The organism is Pseudomonas sp. N2-3-1-14 (assembly GCF_041228395.1).
Classification (GTDB): Bacteria; Pseudomonadota; Gammaproteobacteria; order Pseudomonadales; family Pseudomonadaceae; genus Aquipseudomonas.
Genome location: NZ_CP166199.1, coordinates 1,691,549 through 1,709,857, shown reverse-complemented (window position 1 = coordinate 1,709,857; position 18,309 = coordinate 1,691,549). Strand labels below are relative to the sequence as shown.

The 18,309-nt window shown below is 59.0% G+C and carries 16 protein-coding genes, 1 tRNA gene and 1 pseudogene; 4 read left to right on the top strand and 14 right to left on the bottom strand.

Translation table 11 applies throughout. From position 1 onward, the window contains the following. Window position 1 precedes the first annotated feature (1 nt). The 5 genes from AB5I78_RS07890 to AB5I78_RS07870 form a co-directional block, all read right to left on the bottom strand. The gene (locus AB5I78_RS07890; RefSeq protein ID WP_369300680.1) at window positions 2-769 is read right to left on the bottom strand and encodes an anti-sigma factor; all 768 of its coding nucleotides are present in this window, start codon (window positions 767-769) and stop codon (window positions 2-4) included. Further along, window positions 766-1,251, bottom strand: a complete 486-nt coding sequence (locus AB5I78_RS07885) for an RNA polymerase sigma factor (protein WP_242195037.1) — start codon at window positions 1,249-1,251, stop codon at window positions 766-768. Before AB5I78_RS07885 ends, AB5I78_RS07890 begins: the two co-directional genes overlap by 4 nt. A 72-nt stretch (window positions 1,252-1,323) precedes the next feature. Further along, the gene (locus AB5I78_RS07880) at window positions 1,324-1,875 is read right to left on the bottom strand and encodes a tetratricopeptide repeat protein (RefSeq protein ID WP_177410078.1); all 552 of its coding nucleotides are present in this window, start codon (window positions 1,873-1,875) and stop codon (window positions 1,324-1,326) included. A gap of 34 nt (window positions 1,876-1,909) precedes the next feature. After that, on the bottom strand, window positions 1,910-2,467 hold the full coding sequence (locus tag AB5I78_RS07875; RefSeq protein ID WP_369300681.1) for a cytochrome b: 558 nt from the start codon (window positions 2,465-2,467) through the stop codon (window positions 1,910-1,912). A gap of 173 nt (window positions 2,468-2,640) precedes the next feature. Continuing rightward, window positions 2,641-3,267 carry a response regulator transcription factor gene (locus tag AB5I78_RS07870; protein ID WP_242194061.1) on the bottom strand — a complete coding sequence of 209 codons (627 nt, stop codon included), beginning with the start codon at window positions 3,265-3,267 and terminating at the stop codon, window positions 2,641-2,643. A gap of 176 nt (window positions 3,268-3,443) precedes the next feature. Between AB5I78_RS07870 and AB5I78_RS07865 the strand changes: the two genes are divergently transcribed. The 3 genes from AB5I78_RS07865 to AB5I78_RS07855 all read left to right on the top strand — a co-directional run bounded on the left by AB5I78_RS07865 (window position 3,444) and on the right by AB5I78_RS07855 (window position 10,109). Beyond that, a complete protein-coding gene (locus AB5I78_RS07865) occupies window positions 3,444-7,055 on the top strand; it encodes a transporter substrate-binding domain-containing protein (protein ID WP_369300682.1) in 3,612 nt (1,203 codons plus the stop codon). 108 nt (window positions 7,056-7,163) lie between these two features. Further along, on the top strand, window positions 7,164-8,369 hold the full coding sequence (locus AB5I78_RS07860; protein ID WP_369300684.1) for an EAL domain-containing protein: 1,206 nt from the start codon (window positions 7,164-7,166) through the stop codon (window positions 8,367-8,369). Window positions 8,370-8,513: 144 nt separating this feature from the next. Next, a complete protein-coding gene (locus tag AB5I78_RS07855) occupies window positions 8,514-10,109 on the top strand; it encodes a methyl-accepting chemotaxis protein (RefSeq protein ID WP_370004339.1) in 1,596 nt (531 codons plus the stop codon). A 122-nt stretch (window positions 10,110-10,231) separates the two neighbouring features. On the opposite strand, the gene AB5I78_RS07850 is transcribed toward AB5I78_RS07855, so the two are convergent. Continuing rightward, window positions 10,232-10,486, bottom strand: coding sequence for a hypothetical protein (locus tag AB5I78_RS07850; RefSeq protein ID WP_145162907.1), 255 nt, complete (start codon window positions 10,484-10,486; stop codon window positions 10,232-10,234). Window positions 10,487-10,760: 274 nt separating this feature from the next. Between AB5I78_RS07850 and AB5I78_RS07845 the strand changes: the two are divergent. Next, window positions 10,761-11,986 (top strand): annotated as a pseudogene (locus tag AB5I78_RS07845) (MFS transporter). A gap of 287 nt (window positions 11,987-12,273) precedes the next feature. Here the strand turns inward: AB5I78_RS07845 and AB5I78_RS07840 are convergent. The 8 genes from AB5I78_RS07840 to dapA form a co-directional block, all read right to left on the bottom strand. Then, window positions 12,274-12,582: a hypothetical protein gene (locus AB5I78_RS07840; RefSeq protein WP_369300688.1), complete on the bottom strand. Its 309-nt coding sequence runs from the start codon at window positions 12,580-12,582 to the stop codon at window positions 12,274-12,276. Next, complete coding sequence (locus AB5I78_RS07835; RefSeq protein ID WP_369300689.1) at window positions 12,572-13,303, bottom strand: DUF4225 domain-containing protein; 732 nt, start codon at window positions 13,301-13,303, stop codon at window positions 12,572-12,574. Before AB5I78_RS07835 ends, AB5I78_RS07840 begins: the two co-directional genes overlap by 11 nt. Further along, entirely contained in the window at window positions 13,300-13,785 is a 486-nt protein-coding gene (locus AB5I78_RS07830; RefSeq protein ID WP_124416683.1) for an Hcp family type VI secretion system effector, read from the bottom strand. The genes AB5I78_RS07835 and AB5I78_RS07830 overlap by 4 nt, the downstream gene beginning before the upstream one ends. A 581-nt stretch (window positions 13,786-14,366) precedes the next feature. Continuing rightward, window positions 14,367-14,456 (bottom strand) — tRNA-Ser (locus tag AB5I78_RS07825). 83 nt (window positions 14,457-14,539) lie between these two features. After that, entirely contained in the window at window positions 14,540-15,253 is a 714-nt protein-coding gene (gene purC, locus AB5I78_RS07820; protein ID WP_016971341.1) for a phosphoribosylaminoimidazolesuccinocarboxamide synthase, read from the bottom strand. Between the two features lie 27 nt (window positions 15,254-15,280). After that, the gene (locus AB5I78_RS07815) at window positions 15,281-16,039 is read right to left on the bottom strand and encodes an MBL fold metallo-hydrolase (RefSeq protein ID WP_119738968.1); all 759 of its coding nucleotides are present in this window, start codon (window positions 16,037-16,039) and stop codon (window positions 15,281-15,283) included. Window positions 16,040-16,043: 4 nt separating this feature from the next. Next, a complete protein-coding gene (gene bamC, locus AB5I78_RS07810) occupies window positions 16,044-17,159 on the bottom strand; it encodes an outer membrane protein assembly factor BamC (protein WP_106577011.1) in 1,116 nt (371 codons plus the stop codon). 17 nt (window positions 17,160-17,176) lie between these two features. After that, window positions 17,177-18,055 (bottom strand): 4-hydroxy-tetrahydrodipicolinate synthase, encoded by an 879-nt coding sequence (gene dapA / locus AB5I78_RS07805; RefSeq protein WP_106577012.1) that lies wholly within the window; start codon window positions 18,053-18,055, stop codon window positions 17,177-17,179. Between the last annotated feature and the right edge of the window lie 254 nt (window positions 18,056-18,309).

Sequence of the window (18,309 nt, the reverse complement as noted above, 5' to 3'; positions counted from 1 at the left end):
TTCAACCCGCCAACGCGCGCTCGACGCTGCCAGCCATGGCCTGCAAATCGTCGAAAGGGTTTCTACCGATCAGCATGAACCCATGGGACAGGTTGGCCCAATACACCACATTCAGGCCTCGGCGCTGCTCGGTCGCGACGGGCTGCGCGCCTTTTTTGCTAATCGTTATGCACAAGGCCAATGGCCCGTGGCGCGGGTCCAGGTAGGTCAGTTGACCAATCAGAACGCCGTCATAATCGAGGATCTGCGCACGCCGAAACTCGGCGCCGGGCAGGTCTACCGCGCGAGCGGTTAACGGCAGGCCCAGTTGTGCGCCCACGGAACGCAGTTGGGCGGCCTGCAACGCGGGGTCGGCGCTGAGGTTTTCCAGGGTCTGCGGCGTGTACAAGGCCATGTACTCGGCAACCGAGGCGCGCCAGCCTTGGCCGGACTCCGCCCGTGGCCAGCTCATGAACACGCGGTCGGCGACCACACCGGCCACGGCAAACCCCGCCGCCACAGCCAGCAAACGCCGGCGACTCAAGGTGGGCGCCTGTACCGGGGGCAGCGCGTTGAGCATGGCCTGCAGGCGTTCGCTGGGGGCTTGGTCCAGCACCGCGTCGAACGCGGCCTTGAAGGGTAAATCGGCGCACTGCAAGGCCTGAAGGCGTGCGGCAAGTGCCGGGTCAGTGCTGACCTGATCGGCGATAAGCCGATGCTGCCCAGCCTCCAGCTCGCCATCCAGGTAAGCCACCAACAGTTCATCGGACACTGGGGTTATGTGAGTCATCGCCGTTCTCCGCTGGCTTGATCCTGCCGGTTTTTTGCAGGGGCGGTCTCGGCCAGCTTCAAACGCGCGGCCGCCAGCCGGCTCATTACGGTGCCCACGGGAATGCGCAGTACCTCGGCAATTTCCTTGTAGGAAAGCCCTTCGACATACGCCAGAAACACCGTTTCGCGCTGCGCCTCGGGCAAGCCGTTGACGCGTTTGATCACCTGCGCGGCCAATACCTGCTCCTGCGCCTGGCGCTCGCCATCGAAGGACAACGCCTGCTCCGCATCAACAAAACCCTGGCCCTGACGCACCCGCTGCGAGCGCACTTCGTTGAGCCAGATGGAATGCATGATCGCCAGCAGCCAACGGTCCAGCCGCGTGCCGGCCGCGAACTGGCCGGCACGCTCCAGCGCGCGGACGCAGGTGGCCTGCACGAGATCTTCGGCCAGGTGCTTTTGGCGCGACAGCACCCACCCGTATCGCCACAAACGCGGCAACAGCAGGCCTAACTCGCGACGAAATTCAGCCTCGTGGGTAATGGCTGCCCCCTGCTCGCGCACTCAGTGGATTCAAGCCTGTGGCGCAGCGGCAATCGCTTCGGCCAGGTCTTCGTATTCTTCGCAGGTGGTGCTGCACAGGGCTTTGATTTTCACCAACTGCTCCTGCGCCAGGTCGACGCGCCCCTTGATCACGTAAGCCTCACCCAGGTATTCGCGAACCTGGGCGTAGTTGGGATCGAGCGCGACCGACTTCAGGTAATAACCGATGCCTTCATCGGTACGCCCAAGCTTGCGCGTGGCGTAACCGCGGTAGTTGAGGGCCTTGGCGGTGTTCGGGTTTTGCAGGGTGTCGAGCAAGGCCAGGGCCTCGTCGTAACGCCCATCTTTGGCCAGGCGGTAGGCGTAATCGGTGCGGTCGGCATCCGAGGTGGCTTTGCTGGTTTGCAGCACGCATTTTGCGGTCTTGGTGTCCCAGACCTGGCCTTTGGGGCAATTGGGCTTGGGCGGTGCCGACTCGTCACCGGAGGCATGGGCCTGGCCCGCGAGTAACGCGGCAGCCAGGCACGCACCGTAGAACAGCGCGGTGCGGTAAGTGACGGGGTGTGGGTGACGGTTTTTCATGGCGGTCATGCTCCGTAGCGATAGGGAGGAAACATCACTTTTGAAACACATTGCGTGAACCCGGCAGCATGCGGCGCAGCGTGCTGTCGCCCAGTACATAGTGATGCCAGAGCGCAGCCGCGGCATGCAGGCCCGCCAGCAGGATGATCGCCCAGGCCACATTGTTATGCAGGCCGCCAAGGGTGCTGCGCCATTCGTGATCGATCACGAAAGGCGCAGGAACCGCGAACAGTCCGAAAAAGTTGAAGGGTTCGCCTTGAGCCCAGCGAAACAAAAAGCCCAGGGCAATCTGCGCGAGCAACAACAGGTACAGGCAACCATGCGCCATTTTTGCGAACAGGTTAAGCGTCGGGTGACTGTCGGCCTTCGGGCGATTGCCGCCGAACACACGCCATACAATCCGCACGACGATCAACAGGGCCATGGCGATGCCGAGCGAGATATGTACCGATTGCAGGCCCTTGCGCAGCGGCGTGCCCTTTTCGAGGTTTTCCCAGATGTGCGCACTGGCAAACATGAAGATCACCACGGCGGCGGTGAGCCAGTGCAAAGTGCGGGTCAGGCGGTCGTAGCGGTCGGCATGGCGGTTCATGGGCGTTCCCTGGGTGGTCTGTGAGGTGAACACCGCAGCGGCGCAGGTTATTCGGTGAGGCGCGAAAAATTTATTCGAAGAGGACGTGGCGAGGGTTTTGGCCGTGTACAGGGACGAAGCGGCGCCGGCGTTTTGCAGGGTGCATAGCCGTCACCGCTGACGAGCATCGCGGGCTAAATCAGATTATTGCGCCTGGCAATGTCAGCCAGGTCCACCACCGATTTCACATTGAGCTTGGCCAGCAAACGCGCTTTATAGCAACTCACCGTCTTGCTGCTGAGCAAAATATTCTGGGCAATGTCCTTGTTACTCATGCCTCGGGACAACTGCTGAAATACCGAGAGTTCACGGTTGGACAGCGAGGCAATCAGCTGCGCCTCATCCACGGCCAATGCGCGTTTGCGCGAAAACGCCACCACCGTTTCCGGGTAATAGACATAGCCCTTCATCACGGTTTTCATGGCCTGGGCCAGTACGCTCAGTTCATCGGTCTTGCTGATGAACCCCGAGGCCCCGGCGCTGATGCAACGCGTGGCGTAGTGCTCCGAGGAAAGCGAGGTGAGGACGATGATCCGGGTGTTCAACTCAAGCGCGCGGATTCTTTCGATCACCGCAATGCCGTCCAGGCGCGGCATGGTGATGTCCAGCAACACCAGGTCCGGGGCCAGTTGACGGACCTGGCTGATGGCGTCGACGCCATTGTCGGTCTCGCCCACCACTTCATAACCTTCCTCACTCACGAGCGTACGCAGCGCGGTCCTGATAAAAGGGTGGTCATCGACCACCAGGACTTTATACATCTGCAGCTTTCCTCGGGAATTAGTCGGGCTTTGTCGGCAATAATGCCGACAATGTACCATAGTGCTTTAGTGCCACTACCCAATTCCGGACAGGCTACTCAGTGGGTGGACAATGGCGCTGCGCGCATAAAGCGCCGCCGTTGCGCCCTCTCTTTTACGCATTAAGGACCTTTGATTTGAAGTTGTTCGCAGCCCTGCTGGTGTTATGGGCGAGTGCTCACATGGCATGGGCGGCCGATTCGCCCGTCACGTTAACCGTGTTGGGCCGATCCAGCGTGCAGGAGGGCCAAGCGCATTTGAGCCGCGCCGATCTGACGTGGCTGAGTACGCAAAAACAGCTGCGTGTCGGCACGTCCGAGCCCGACTATCCGCCCTTTGATATCAACAACCACAGCAACGAATTCGAGGGCATCAGTGCGGACTACCTGGCGCTGATCGGCCAACTGCTGTCGGTACAAATCCAGGTGCAGCGCTACCCCAACCGCGGCGCGGTTATCCAGGCGCTCAAACGCGGTGAGATCGACCTGCTGGCCTCGGCCAACGATTTTGAACGCGCAGACCCGGACCTTCGCCTGTCCGAACCCTACACCCTGGACCAGCCGACACTGGTGGCGCGCACCCATGATTCGCCGTTGGTCGATCCCACCCTGGCGGGTAAAACAGTGGCCATGGTCGAACACTATTTGCCGCTGAGTACGGTTCAGGCGTTCTATCCGGACGCGACGTTCAAGCTGTATCCCTCGATCCTCAACGCGGTAGGCGCAGTGGCTTTTTCCAAGGCTGACGTTTACCTGGGGGACTCGGTCAGCGCCAGTTACCTGATCAACAAGAGTTACTTGAATAACGTGCAGCTGGTGGATTTCTCGCGCATGGAAGTCAATAACTTCTCGTTCGCCGCCACTCGCCAGAACAGTGAACTCCTGCACCTGATCAATGCGGCGCTGCAAGCCATCCCCGCCAGTGAACAGATGGCCATTGCGCGCCGTTGGAATGCTGGCGGCGTGAGCATCTCGGGCACTCACCAGGTACAGTTCAGCGTCGAGGAACAACGCTGGCTGGCGCACCATCCGCGCCTGAAAGTGGTGGTCAATGAAGACTTTTTGCCGTTCACCTTTTTTGATGAGCACGACCGTTTCCGCGGCCTGAGTGCCGACGTGATGGCCAAAATCAGCCTCAGGACCGGGTTGAAATTCGACCCGCAAAAAGGCGGCTCGGTGGATGCGATGATTACCCGTGTCAACCACGGGGAGGCTGACATGCTGGCGGCATTGACCCCAAGCCTTGATCGCGAACAACGCGTCAGTTTCAGCCGGCCGTACCTGTCCACCCCGTTTGTGCTGGTCACGCGCAACCACGCCGACAGCTCGAACAACTTGCAGGATTTGTCGGGCAAACGCCTGGCGATCATCAAGGGCAACGCCAGCCGGGAGCTGATTGAACGGCAGTTTCCGCAGGTGCGGATTGTCGAAGCGCAAAGCCTCGCCGATGCGTTTTCAATGCTCGCCAAAGGCAGTGTCGAGGCCTGTGTCAGCACCCTGGTCAGCGCACGGTATCTGATTGCCCGAAACTACCCCGACCAATTGAAGATCAGCGCAACCGTCGGCGCCCGTGCTGCGCAGTTGGCGTTTGCGGTGGATCACACCTCGCCGATATTGCTCTCGATCCTCAACAAGTCGCTGCTGAGCATCTCGCCTGAGGAAATGGACGAACTGACCAATCGCTGGCGCAGCCCGGTGGTGCTCGACGACAGCTATTGGAGCAAACACCGGGCAGCAATCCTGCAGGGCTTCGCGCTGGCGGCCGTGCTGCTGCTGAGTGCGTGTGTATGGATTGTGTTGCTGCGCCGCCAAGTGCTGCGCCGCAAGCTTGCCGAGCGGGCACTCAGTGCCAGGCTTGAATTTGATCGAGTGCTGATCAACGGCATGCCCCACCCTACTTATGTAAGGGATCGCCAGGCACGGTTGCTGATGTGCAACAAGGCTTATCGCGAGGTTTTTGGTGTTGAGGACGAGCGACAGTTGCTCGGCACCACCGTGATGCAAAGCCTGCTCTCCAGCCAGGAGCAGGCCCTGGAATATCACCGCGACTACCTCGCCGTCATGGACGCCGACGAACCCTTGCTGCGTGACCGGCAGATCGTCTTGCGCAGTGGCGAAGTGCTCACCATCTATCACTGGATCCTGCCTTTTCGCGGCAGCGAAGGCCGTGTCGACGGCCTGATCGGTGGCTGGGTCGACGTCAGTGACCGCCAGCGCCTGGTCGAACAACTGCACGCCGCCAAGCAGGAAGCCGATAACGCCAACCGGGCCAAAACCACGTTTCTGGCGACCATCAGCCACGAGATCCGCACCCCGATGAACGCCGTGCTCGGCATGCTGGAAATGGCCGCGCGCAAGTCTGAACACGGCATTTTCGACCGCGCCGCCATCGATGTAGCGTCGGGCGCTGCCAAGGAATTACTGGCGCTGATCGGCGACGTACTGGACATTGCCCGCATCGAATCCGGCCGGCAAAGCCTGACGCTCGAGAGCGCAAACCCGCACCTGTTGTTGAACGCGGTGACGCGCGTGTTCGACGGCCTGGCGCGTGAAAAGGCCATCACGCTGACCTTGGAGATTGATCCGGCGGTCAACCGCAATGTGCTGATGGATGCCCTGCGCTTCAAACAAATTATTGCCAACTTGTTGAGCAATGCGATCAAGTTCACCGCCGTGGGCGAAGTGCGCATCAGCGCCCACGCGCAACCGGCTGACGCCAACCAACCGATGCAGTTATCGGTGAGTATCGTGGACACCGGCGTGGGCATCTGCGCGGCCGATCAGCAGCAGTTGTTCGCGCCGTTCAGCCAGGCCGGCAATCAGCAGCAAGGCTCCGGCCTGGGGCTGGTCATCAGCCGGTCGTTGATCGAAATGATGGGCGGCAGCCTGGTGTTAACCAGCGCCCCCGGCAAAGGCACGCAGGTTACGGTCAAGCTCGCTCTGCCTGCCGCAGACCTTCCTTCGCCGCCGGCCGACGTGGCGCTGGAGATGACGTCGGGCCTGGCGCTAAGCGTATTGATCGTGGATGACTACGCCGCCAATCGCCTGGTGCTGTCACAACAACTGTCCTATTTGGGCCACGACGTTCAGCAAGCCAGCGACGGCGTTCAGGCCTTGGCCTTGTGGAACGCGCAGCCGTTCGATGTGGTGGTGACAGACTGCGACATGCCAGGCATGAACGGCTATCAATTGGCCCAGGCGATTCGCCAGGCGGAGCAGTCCAGAGGCGAACCCGGTTGCTTGTTGCTGGGGTTCACCGCCAACGCCGTCGCCGAAGAAAAACAGCGCTGCCTGGAGGCCGGCATGGACGACTGCCTGTTCAAGCCCATCAGCCTGGAGCAACTGAGTGCACGGCTGCAGCCACTGCAAACCGAGTACTTCGACAACGAGGCGAGCACGGAGCTGACCCCCGCCTCACTCGAGGCCCATTTGAAAACGCTGGTTCCGGGCAAGTTATCGGCGCTGCAAACCGTGCGTGAAGAGCTGCTGTCGAGCACCCGCGCCGACCTGCAACAGCTCACCGAGCTGCTGGCGTGCGACGACCGACAGCATTTGGCTTACGTGGCTCATCGGGTCAAAGGTGGGGCAAGGCTTATCCGCTACGAACAGCTGATCCTCACCTGCGAAAACCTTGAGGCCCACTGCGCGAATGGCGCAGAGCGAGCCGACCTGATTGCCTCGACCGCCGCCGTGCAAACGTGCATGCGGCAACTGCTGGCGCTGCTGCAGGAGGACTCTGCGCAGGCGTAAGCGCCCACCCGCTTAAGAAATTTCTTGCAAAGACGTAAGGGGTTTCGCCATTAAAAGGCCACCCCCTTTTGGCAAGCTAGTGTCTGAGAATTTCGATGAGCCATTCAGATGCCACTGTCCACCCTTCGCGTCCTGATCCTGGAGGACCAGCCAGTACAGCGCCGTTACGCCGTGATGCTCCTCGCTCATCTGGGCTGTACCCGCATTCTTGAAGCCTCTGGCGGCTGGGAGGCGCTGCAGTTGCTGGAAAGCAACGGGCCGGTAGACATCGCGTTCTGCGATATCTGCATGGAGGGCATGGACGGCATTACCTTCCTGCGCCGCGCAAGCCAACGGCACGCGCTGAAATCGGTGGTTATCACCAGCAGCATCGCGTTGGACTTGCGCCAAGCCATCAGTCATATGGCGACACTGCTCGGTCTGCGGGTACTCGGCCAGTTGTGCAAACCGCTGCACGAGCACGAGTTGAAAAGACTGGCAGGCAAGTACCTGGACGACGACTCGCACCCAGCCTGCCCGCTGCATATTGCCGGTGAGACCAACGAACATCAGGTGCTCAACGCACTGGAGAACGGCGAGCTGGAGGTCTTCTATCAACCCAAATTCGACATCAGGACATTGCAGGTCACCTCCGTGGAGGCGCTTGCACGCTGGAATCATCCTGAGCGGGGCATCTTGGCGCCCGCGTCATTTATTCCGGTACTGGAACGGCACGGCCTGATGGACAGTTTGCTGTATCGCCAGATCGATCAATGCCTGACGCTGCGCAAGGAAGCACTGGCTTCTGAGGTGTCACTCACCTTCGCAGTGAATGTCAACGCGAGCCAATTTGCCAACCCGCAGATGAGTGCGCACGTGGCCCTGCTGCTCAAGCGCTTCGACGCGCCCGGTTGCAGCCTGTCGTTTGAAATGACCGAGACCGGCACGCTCGACCCAGGCTCCATCAGCCTGGAAAACATGGTGCGCCTACGCATGATGGGCTGCGGGTTGTCCATCGACGACTTCGGCGGCGGCTATTCGTCATTGCAGCGCCTGTGCAGCCTGCCGTTCAACGAAATAAAAATACAGGCCGAATTTATTCGCGACCTGTCTTCGGAGCCGCGCAGCCGTGCAGCGATCTCAAGCGTCTTGTCCCTGGCGCGCGAGCTGAACATTGGTGTGGTGATTGAAGGCATTGAAACCGTTGAACAGCGCGACATCCTGATAACCCTGGGCTGTGAAACCGGCCAGGGCTACCTGCTTGCTCGCCCAATGCCTGCACACACCCTATTGCCATGGCTGATCGGCAGAAACGCCATCACGCAGCGCTTGTGATGACGCTCAACACCGGTCACCACCGCTGACTGGCGCCTTAGAAAACATTCAAACCAACGGAGGGGTGCAGCCGGTGCCTCCTGCGCTTTCGCGTGGACAACCGCAGGCTGCAACCGCTCTTTTTTCCTGTCACCGGGGGAGTTCATGAGTTTAAGAAAGATGAAAATAGCGTTGCGTTCGGCCTTTGGCTTCGGCCTGGTCGGGCTGCTCGTGGTATTGCTGGGCCTGTTCTCTCTGAGCCAGATGCGTGACATGGCTCGCCAGTCGGATGAAGTCGACAAAAACTGGCTGCCCAGCATCCTCGCCTTGGGCGACCTGCAAACCGCCGTGTCCGAGATCCGCGCCGCGACCTACCGGGTGATGCTGGTGGACAGCGCCGAGCAGGTAAAGGCCAGCCAACGGGCTTTTTCGCAGCTGCGCGAACAGATTCAGGCCGACAACGCGCAGTACGCAAGCAAGCTCACAGTGGACGCCGAGCGAGTCACGTTCGAACGTTTCAGGTCGGCCCAGGAACAATACCTGCAGGTCCAGCAACAGGTATTGGCCCTGGCCGCCAACGGCGAACGCCCACAGGCTATCGCGCTGCTCAATGGCGAACTGATTGCCCTGGGCGACAAGCTTGGGACCGAGCTGGCGAACCTGCTGTCGATCAATATTCAGGAAGCCGACGACGCGGCCACGAGCTCCGACGCCACGTACCACGGCGCAGTGAAATGGGTATTCGTCGCCATGGCACTGGCGACATTCCTCACCGCACTGCTGGCCACGCTGTTTACCCGCAGCATCGTGCTGCCGTTGCACCAGGCGGTGCGTATCGCCGAGCAAGTAGCCAAGGGCGACCTGACCGTGTCGATTGTGGTGGACGGCAACGACGAGCCTGGGCAGCTGTTGCATGCGCTGGAAACCATGCAGTCGGACCTTCGCGAAACCATCCACCAGATTACCGACTCGTCCAATCAACTGGCATCCGCGGCGGAAGAACTCTCGGCGGTCACTGAGGAATCCACACGGGCGTTGCACGAACAGAACGGTGAAATCGAACAGGCCGCCACAGCGGTCAACCAGATGACCGCAGCCGTGGATGAGGTCGCACGCAACGCCATCAGCACTGCCGACGCCTCCCGAGACGGTGATGCCATGGCAGGCAACGGTCGCAGCCACGTGATGGACACCGTGGAATCGATTTCTTTGCTGGCCGAGGAAGTGACGTCGGCGACCGAAGAAATCCAGAGCCTGGCCGACAGTGTTCAAGACATCACCAAAGTATTGGACGTGATCCGCGCCATTGCCGAACAAACCAACCTGCTGGCGCTGAACGCGGCCATCGAAGCCGCCCGCGCCGGCGAGGCCGGACGCGGTTTTGCCGTGGTGGCCGACGAAGTCCGGGCCCTGGCACATCGAACCCAGCAGTCGACCCAGGAAATCGAGCAGATGGTCAGCGGGGTGCAGAAGGGTTCGACCCAGGCGGTATCGGTGATGCACAGCAGCAATGAACGCGCGCGCTCGACACTGACCGTGGCCCACTGTGCGGGCGAGTCGCTGGAGCGCATCACCCATGCAATCACACGCATCACCGAAGGCAACCTGATCATCGCCAGCGCTTCCGAAGAGCAGGCGCAAGTGGCCCGGGAGGTGGATCGCAACCTGACGAATATCCGCGATCTGTCGGCCCAGACGGCCGCCGGGCCAACCAGACCACCGCCGCCAGTCAGGAGCTCTCGCGCCTGGCGGTTGACCTGAACACGATGATTGCGAAGTTCGTGGTTTAAGCCCGCTTCAAGCTGCTGGGACAAAACGCTGGACACGAAAAAGCCCCGTAGCGTGTTCAGCTACAGGGCTTGTACCTTGGCGGCGTTGTTAACTCAGCTTCCGCGTTCTCTATTGGCCTGGGAGAGGACCGAGGCAGCGAGGGATTTGGTCTGGTCGCTGTATTTATCGCTCTGAAGCGCCTTCGCTGCTTTCTCCTCCATCTCGGCGCTCGTCTGCTTGTCTGTACTGCTCTGGGCCAAGGCCGACGCGGCAAGGCTTTTGGCAAGGGCCGAGGCGTTTGGATTATTGAGGGTTTGCGCCGCCAAAGTGGCCATCTTGCCGGAGGTTTTCTTGGTGTTTTTGCTCATGATGCAGGTCCTTTGCTGAGTGGGATTTCCTACCTGAAAATCGCTGGACCACGATAGTGAGTTGCAGAACGGGTCGCAACGCGCTGCCTGTAGGCAACGTTTGGGAAACCGGTACGAAAGGCGCAAGCGTGATGTAAGGCGTCTAATCGATTGCACTGATGGTTATTATCGAAACGCTCGCCTGTGTGATTGCCCAACCCGCTTCCTATAATCGCCTCCACTCTCCCTTCCCTTCGCCTGTTTCAGGCGACATGTCCCTATGGAACCCAACACCATGCCAAGCGCCAGCCCGGCCCCAGCGGCCTTCCCGAACATAATCAACAGAGTGTCAAACAGCAGTGGCTGGCGATTCTCTCAGTCGCCGTGGGCGCTTTCGCCTTGGTGACCAGTGAGTTTCTGCCGGTGGGCGTACTCAACGACGTTGCCAGCGACCTCGGCATCAGCGCCGGCCACGCCGGCCTGATGGTGACCCTGCCCGGCATCATGGCCGCCCTCGCCGCGCCGTTGCTATCTGTCAGCATTGGCGCCATGGACCGTCGTTACCTGCTGATCGGCCTGACGCTGATCATGATCATCGCCAACTCGGTGGTGGCCTACGCCAGCGATTTCAGCGTGCTGTTGTTCGGCCGCGTACTGCTGGGTATCAGCATCGGCGGCTTCTGGGCGACGGCAATCGCCCTCAGCGGACGCCTGGCACCCAAGGGTGTGGGCGTAGCGAAGGCCACGTCGATCATCATGATGGGAGTGACGCTGGCCACCGTACTTGGCGTGCCCGTTGGCACCTGGCTCAGTGGCCTGATGGGCTGGCGCATGACCTTTCTGGTGACCGCGCTGGTGGGCGTGCCGGTGTTGCTGGCGCAGGTCCTCCTGCTGCCACGCCTTACCCCGGAAAAAGCCATTGAGGTCCGCGACCTGCCGGCCTTGTTCATCAACCCACAAGCACGGGTCGGGTTGATCGCAGTCTTGCTGATCGGGCTGGCGCACTTTGCGGCTTACACCTATGTGGCGCCCTTCTTCAAAAACAGCTCCGGCTTTGACGGCCCGACGATTGGCTCACTGCTGCTGCTTTATGGTGTGGCCGGGGTGATGGGCAATGTCTTTGCCGGTTTCGCCGCCAACCGCAGCGTCCGTTACACCTTGCTGCTGGTCGCGCTGATGATCGGCACCAGCACCGCGCTGTTCCCCTACTTCGCCACCGGCATGACCGGCGCCGCGATGTTGATCGGGCTGTGGGGCTTCGCCTTCGGCGCCTTCCCGGCCTGCGCCAGTATCTGGATGTTCGTGGTGGCACCCAAGGATGTCGAACGCGGCATGCCCCTGTTTGTTGCCTTGTTCCAAGTGATCATTGCCTTGGGTTCATTCTTTGGCGGGCGGATCGTCGATCAGATGGGTAGCGCGGTGTTGTTGAGTTTGGCGACGGCGTTGGTCGGCTGTGGGTTTGTGACGGTGTTGGTACTGGGGCGCAATGTGAGCAACAGCTTGGTGGCGCAGCCCGGCTGACCATGGAGTAATGACGGAAAAGCCTGCTGGGCGTTGAGCTCAGCAGGCTTTTTTAGTTTCTGAGGTAGCGGATTATTGGGTGGGTGTACCTGTCGGGGAATTGCGCTCCAACACAGCTTCCACTAGCGCCTGGGTGTTCTCGTTCAATTAAGCGAGGTGCATGATCACCGGTGAGTGGATGTTGTCCGGGTCTTGTTGGCAAGGGTTGTTTCGATGCGAATAGCTGCGGGCAATAGGCTCGAATCCTTCTCAGTCGCTCAGACAAGCTGGATCAGAACGCATGCAAGCTAAGGGTTGCGCATTGTTTTGCTAGGAATACATATCCCCTGAAGAAGCCAACTAATGAAAGCAATCCATCGAACCAAATCGTTATGCTCCAGAAATTCCAAGGGTGAAGAAAAAAATAATAACGAGCCATGGCGCGCCACACTAGACTGAGCCGCCCCCCACAGTAAAACACCAACAAGGCATATCCAAAACGACTTAACAGTAAAGTTATCACCAGAATAATGCTTACTGATTGAACGCCAGAATAAAAACCCTAAAAAAGAAATAAAAAAATAAATGGTAGTGACAAGAATCTGGTCAGCGCCCATTTTCTTTATACTCTTTATATAAGACATTTATGGTGCTTATATCAGCTGCAGCATCGAGTACCAAGGCGGCTTTACTTGCGTCGACGTATCCACGCTGGTAATCGGCTCGAACATAACGAAACAGACGCCAGGAGTCAGGCTTCAACACCAATCGACCTGCACCATATGCTGACATCAATAAATCTGCGCCTCCGTACGCCATATTTCCTTCAAACTCACCACCGCCCATTGCTTTGGCAACTTCATGGTATCCCTTGCGTAACGGCCCTTGAGTGTCCGAGCGGCCCTCCCACAAATTTCGTCCCCCCTCATAGACGTTGTTCGCTCCGTGCGCGATCAGCGGCGCTCCAGCGACCAGGCATAGCGTGCCGAAGGACACGTAGCAAATGCCTGCCCCTGTCGCGAACTGCAGTGCACCGGCAATCACCCCGACACCTTTTTGTGCGACATCCCGTGCTTGCTCAATCAGGCTTTTTTGTTCGCTTTCCAGCTCCCTCATACCCTGCACTGAGGACTTTTTACCCTGCTCCACATCGCGGACGATGCTTCTCGCGAAAAACGCTACCTCACGGTTGAACTGCAGTCGCAGAACTCCATCTTTGATATGCCGTGCGCTTACGGTACACGCCTGGTTAGCCAGAATGCTCCCAGCACGACTGACCTGCCAAAAATCGCAACTACCGAACCTGTCGCCATCCACTCTGTCCGTCAAGGGTTTCACTCATCGCCTCCCCAAGCGCTATAGCCTGTTGTGCCAGCAAGGTGGTGAGCCCACGTGATGCTCCGATAACGAATCGCTAAATGTTCCTGTGGTTCGGCATCGTTTTGTAAAATGACATGCGGCATATCCAGCGTCAGGTCTGTGATAACACCGCCTTCAATGGAGATTGAGTAAAACTTTTGCTGCTGCCCAAAAGAAGATATTCGATAAAAGTTAATTGTACATTCAATTTCCTCTCTACTTGAAAGCGCTTGAGCGAGTAAGGGTGACGATTTATCAACATTTTTTGTGAGCACAATTGGGCGATGCGTCGGCTTGTTCACGTTGCCTATATTCGCCATGTTATGGCTGTATGAGAGCACCATGATTTCATCTAAATGGCCCGACTGACACTTATTACCTATCGATTCCTGACTTGAACAACCCGCTGAAATCAATCCTTGAACCTTACCGGTGATCGACATATAACCAGTGTTCGCCATGGGTAACCTTCTCGTACTCAACCATTCGGCTGAGTAGACTATTACAGCGATCAAGGCTGCACGTGTAGGACGCGTCCGATTCTCAGAAAAATCTGAGACTTCTGATTTCAGCGCACTGTCGTCGTCATGAATGGCGTTGATCGCATCGGTAGGTCGGGGATTAGCCTTTTCACGATGTAACTACACGCCATGAAGAAGTTACCTATCTCTGCTTTCAAACAGGATTGGGTGGCAGTTGTCCTCGGGTGTTCTGATGACCGAGGAAGATCAAGCCATTGAAGGAATGGCAAAAACTTGGCGATACCGCTCGTCAGTCGCTCACGCGTAAGTACTGAAGATCTCCGGATTGACGCTAACCGCCTGCATGAAATGCCTGAGGGCTACAGCTCAAGCGACGCAGCAGCCAGGCTAATTTTTCAGGTGGCTGATCAGAAAATCACCGTCGCTGGAGCGGCCGTTGATAAACCAGATCGTGATCAGGTTTACCGGAAAGCAACTGAGCGATTGAGCCTGCGGCAGATTTGTCAGCCAACGCAAAAAAGCCCCGTAGCTTATTCAGCTACGGGGCTTTTTCTATGTAATGGCGGAGAGATAGGGATTCGAACCCTAGGTACCGGTGAAGGTACAACGGATTTCGAATCCGTCCCATTCGGCCACTCTGGCATCTCTCCAACGGCGCGCATCATAACAGTGTGTTTCGCGGAAGCAAACCCCAAAAACGATTTTTTTCCGTGCTATCAGATGCTTGCGTCGATTAAAGCGGTACGCCGAGACGATTGGCGACTTCTTCATAAGCTTCGATGACGTCACCGAGGCCCTGGCGGAAGCGGTCTTTATCCATCTTCTTCTTGGTGTCTTTGTCCCACAGGCGGCAGCCGTCCGGGCTGAATTCGTCGCCCAGGACGATGGAGCCGTCGTGGAATACGCCGAATTCCAGCTTGAAGTCCACCAGCAGCAGGCCAGCGTCGTCGAACAGTTTGCTCAACACCTCGTTGACCTTCAGCGACAGTTCTTTCATGCGTGCCAGTTGCTCAGCGGTGCCCCAACCGAATGCCACGACGTGGGATTCGTTGATGAACGGGTCGCCCTTGGCGTCGTCCTTCAGGAACAGCTCAAACGTATAAGGGTTGAGCTTGAGGCCCTCTTCCACGCCCAGACGCTTGACCAGGCTGCCGGCGGCGTAGTTACGCACGACGCATTCAACCGGGATCATGTCGAGCTTCTTGACCAGGCATTCGTTGTCGCCCAGCAGCTTGTCGAATTGGGTCGGAATGCCGGCCGCTTCAAGTTTCTGCATGATGAAAGCGTTGAACTTGTTGTTCACCATGCCTTTGCGGTCGAGCTGTTCGATGCGCTTGCCGTCGAACGCCGAGGTGTCGTTGCGAAACAGCAGGATCAGGCGGTTGGCGTCGTCGGTCTTGTACACCGACTTGGCTTTGCCGCGGTAGAGTTCTTCACGTTTTTCCATGATGGGCTCCGCTTGCTAAATGGTGGGCTAGGCGATGTGTCGCCAGTCGAGCCCTGAATCTTGATCGGCCAGTTGCAGCCAGTCCGGGTCGCACCCGAGGGTGTCGACAAAACATTGCCGGGCCAGCTGCGGCAGGTTGTTCTTGCTGCTCAGGTGGGCCAGGACCAAGTGCTGCAGGTCTTGCCAGCCCAACTCATACACCAGGTACGCCGCCTGATGGTTATTCAAATGTCCCAGCTCGCCGCCCACCCGCTGCTTGAGGAAGTACGGATAATGACCGCGCGCCAGCAAGTCTCGACAGTGGTTGGACTCGATCATCAATGCATCGAGGTTGCGGTATCCGTCCAGCACCTTGGAACAGTAAGAACCCAGGTCGGTGAGCACGCCAAAACGTCGCTCCCCGTCGCTGAATACGTACTGCGTGGGCTCTTGGGCGTCATGCGCAACGGCAATCACATCGATGCTCAACGCACCAATCTGCAGCTGCTCGCCACCGGCCAGGAAACCTGCAGGTTCTATGGGTTTGCGCATCCCGCGCTGTGTGCCGCGACTCAGGTACACCGGAAGATTGTAGCGCCGAGACAGTAAACCCACGCCATGCACGTGGTCGGCATGTTCGTGGGTCACTAGAATCGCGCTCAGCTGCGCGGGGTGAACCCCCAGCCGCAGCAGGCGCCGCTCGGTTTCTTTTAACGAGAAACCACAATCCACCAGCACGTACGTGTCGTCGTGGGCGACCAGCGTGCCGTTCCCTTGGCTACCGCTGCCGAGAACGGCAAAACGCATTGGATCAGCCCAGGTTGTCCTGAATCACGCCCAACACTTTGCGCGCTGTTTCAGCCGGCGCAACGGTGTTGATGTTTTTCTCGACGGTGACTTGCACACTTTCGCCCACTTTGCTCAAACGAATCTGGTAGCGCTCGGCACGGGTTTCAACTTCTTCCTTGGTCGGCTTGCTGCCGAACAGTTTGCCGAAGAAACCTGGCTCGTCGTCTTTCTTCTCGGCTTTTTCAGCCACGTTGATGTAGTACAGACCCAAGCTACGGTTGATGTCCTCAACGCGCCATGGGCCTTTCTCCAACGCGCGGCCGACACTGGCCCAGGCGCGGTCGAGGTCTTCACCCAGGTTCAGCACCACGTTGCCGCTGCCGTCCTCGGTGAGGCTGACGCGGTTAGGCGTGTCGTAATCACGCGCAGCGAGAAGCGACACCGAACCGCCCTTCTCGGAGATACGGCTCATGCTGGCCAGCATCTCGTCGACCAGCGCGGCGTCCACGCCCATGTTGACCGAACGTGGGGTGAAATCGACAGCGGCGGTGCTGCCGGCAGGACGCTCGGCGCTGACCACGTAGACTTCACTGGTGTTGCGCTGCACGCCCGGCTCGATGCGCACACGCACACGGGCTTCGCTGTCGGCGGCTACACCGCCGGCCTGCAGGCGCTGGGCCATGTTGGCGGACAGTTCGCTGCTGCGCTGCCAGGCAGTGGTGAATTCACCGGTCTGCGGGCGTTGCTGGTCAATGCGAAAACCGTTGTCCTGGAAGAACTGCACAGCCACCGGCCAGACTTCGGCAGGTGGGCGCTGCGCGATAATCCAGCGGTTGTCGCCGCTCTTCTGCAGGCTGTAGTCGCTGGCGTCAGCCACGGCCGAGATCGGCTGTGGACGTGGCACCACGTATTCACCCTTGGTGGTGTCGTCGGCAACGTTGCGCGGGATAGGCAGCAACGGGTCAAGGCGCTTGGCGACATTGACGTCCGGCGGCAGTTGCATCGGTTTGGTTGCTTGTGCTTCCAGGTAATCGCTGCCGCGGTCACGGAAGTAACCATCCGGGCCCCAAATCCAACCGCAGCCACTGGTGCTGGAGATAATCAAGGCAAGTGCGGAAAGTCCGGCCAATCGCTTCATGCGTAGTGCTTCCTCAATTAAACCAGGACGCCGGACTGGCGCAGGGCCTGTCGCAGCGGTTCGTGACAGGCTTCGCTGAGCCGGGTGAGCGGCAGACGGATACCGTCCGGCATCAAGCCCATCTCAAACAGCGCCCATTTCACGGGAATAGGGTTGGATTCAATAAACAGTGTCTTGTTGAGCGGCATCAGCTTCTCGTGGATCGCGCGGGCGGTCACGGCGTCACCGGCGATGGCGGCGGCGCACAATTCGCTCATGGCGCGCGGGGCGACGTTGGCGGTCACCGAGATGTTGCCTTTGCCCCCCAGCAGGATCAGCTCGACAGCCGTAGCGTCGTCACCGGAATACACCAGGAAGTCGCTGCTCACGCCGGCCAGGATGTCCTTGGCGCGCTGCAGGTCACCAGTGGCTTCTTTGATGCCAATGATGTTCGGCACGGTGGACAGGCGGATCACGGTCTCGGCCTTCATGTCGCAGGCAGTGCGGCCGGGTACGTTGTACAGGATCTGCGGGATATCAACGGCTTCGGCAATGGTGCGAAAGTGCTGGTACAGGCCTTCCTGGGTCGGCTTGTTGTAGTACGGGGTCACCAGCAGGCAGGCATCGGCGCCGGCTTTTTTGGCGTTTTTGGTCAGCTCGATCGCTTCACGCGTCGAGTTGGCGCCCGTACCGGCGATCACGGCGATACGGCCCGCGACGCGCTTGACCACGAATTCGATCACCTGAATGTGTTCTTCCACATCCAGTGTGGCCGACTCACCTGTGGTGCCGACCGCCACAATGGCGTTGGTGCCCTCTTGCAGGTGGAAGTCCACCAGTTTGCCCAGGCTATCCCAGTCGAGATGACCTTGTGCATCCATGGGTGTGACCAGTGCCACCATACTGCCCGCAATCATGCAACCGCTCCTGCCGGAAAAAGAGAGCCGTAATGGTACTGGCGCCAAGATGCTTGTACAAGCGAAGTACCGCCTGAGGATGCGTTCTGGGGCAACTAAACGATGGGCAATGCCATCATTGGCTCAAAGCGTGCCTTGAAGCACGCTGAAATCAGACCGATCACGCAATGAAAACGCCACCTCCTATCCCTTGGCGGCGGTTTTCGCTACCCTTCATCCTTTGATCGATACAGCCCTGACCGTATCGACCGCTC

What these genes read in the sequence shown, in the direction of transcription:
- AB5I78_RS07875 (WP_369300681.1), bottom strand. Translation starts at nt 2,467, where the DNA reads ATGAACCGCCATGCCGACCGCTACGACCGCCTGACCCGCACTTTGCAC.
- AB5I78_RS07870 (WP_242194061.1), bottom strand. Translation starts at nt 3,267, where the DNA reads ATGTATAAAGTCCTGGTGGTCGATGACCACCCTTTTATCAGGACCGCG.
- bamC (WP_106577011.1), bottom strand. Translation starts at nt 17,159, where the DNA reads ATGAAGCGATTGGCCGGACTTTCCGCACTTGCCTTGATTATCTCCAGC.
- dapA (WP_106577012.1), bottom strand. Translation starts at nt 18,055, where the DNA reads ATGATTGCGGGCAGTATGGTGGCACTGGTCACACCCATGGATGCACAA.
- AB5I78_RS07850 (WP_145162907.1), bottom strand. Translation starts at nt 10,486, where the DNA reads ATGAGCAAAAACACCAAGAAAACCTCCGGCAAGATGGCCACTTTGGCG.
- AB5I78_RS07860 (WP_369300684.1), top strand. Translation starts at nt 7,164, where the DNA reads ATGCCACTGTCCACCCTTCGCGTCCTGATCCTGGAGGACCAGCCAGTA.
- AB5I78_RS07815 (WP_119738968.1), bottom strand. Translation starts at nt 16,039, where the DNA reads ATGCGTTTTGCCGTTCTCGGCAGCGGTAGCCAAGGGAACGGCACGCTG.
- AB5I78_RS07840 (WP_369300688.1), bottom strand. Translation starts at nt 12,582, where the DNA reads ATGGGCGCTGACCAGATTCTTGTCACTACCATTTATTTTTTTATTTCT.
- AB5I78_RS07890 (WP_369300680.1), bottom strand. Translation starts at nt 769, where the DNA reads ATGACTCACATAACCCCAGTGTCCGATGAACTGTTGGTGGCTTACCTG.
- AB5I78_RS07880 (WP_177410078.1), bottom strand. Translation starts at nt 1,875, where the DNA reads ATGAAAAACCGTCACCCACACCCCGTCACTTACCGCACCGCGCTGTTC.
- purC (WP_016971341.1), bottom strand. Translation starts at nt 15,253, where the DNA reads ATGGAAAAACGTGAAGAACTCTACCGCGGCAAAGCCAAGTCGGTGTAC.
- AB5I78_RS07830 (WP_124416683.1), bottom strand. Translation starts at nt 13,785, where the DNA reads ATGGCGAACACTGGTTATATGTCGATCACCGGTAAGGTTCAAGGATTG.
- AB5I78_RS07855 (WP_370004339.1), top strand. Translation starts at nt 8,514, where the DNA reads ATGAGTTTAAGAAAGATGAAAATAGCGTTGCGTTCGGCCTTTGGCTTC.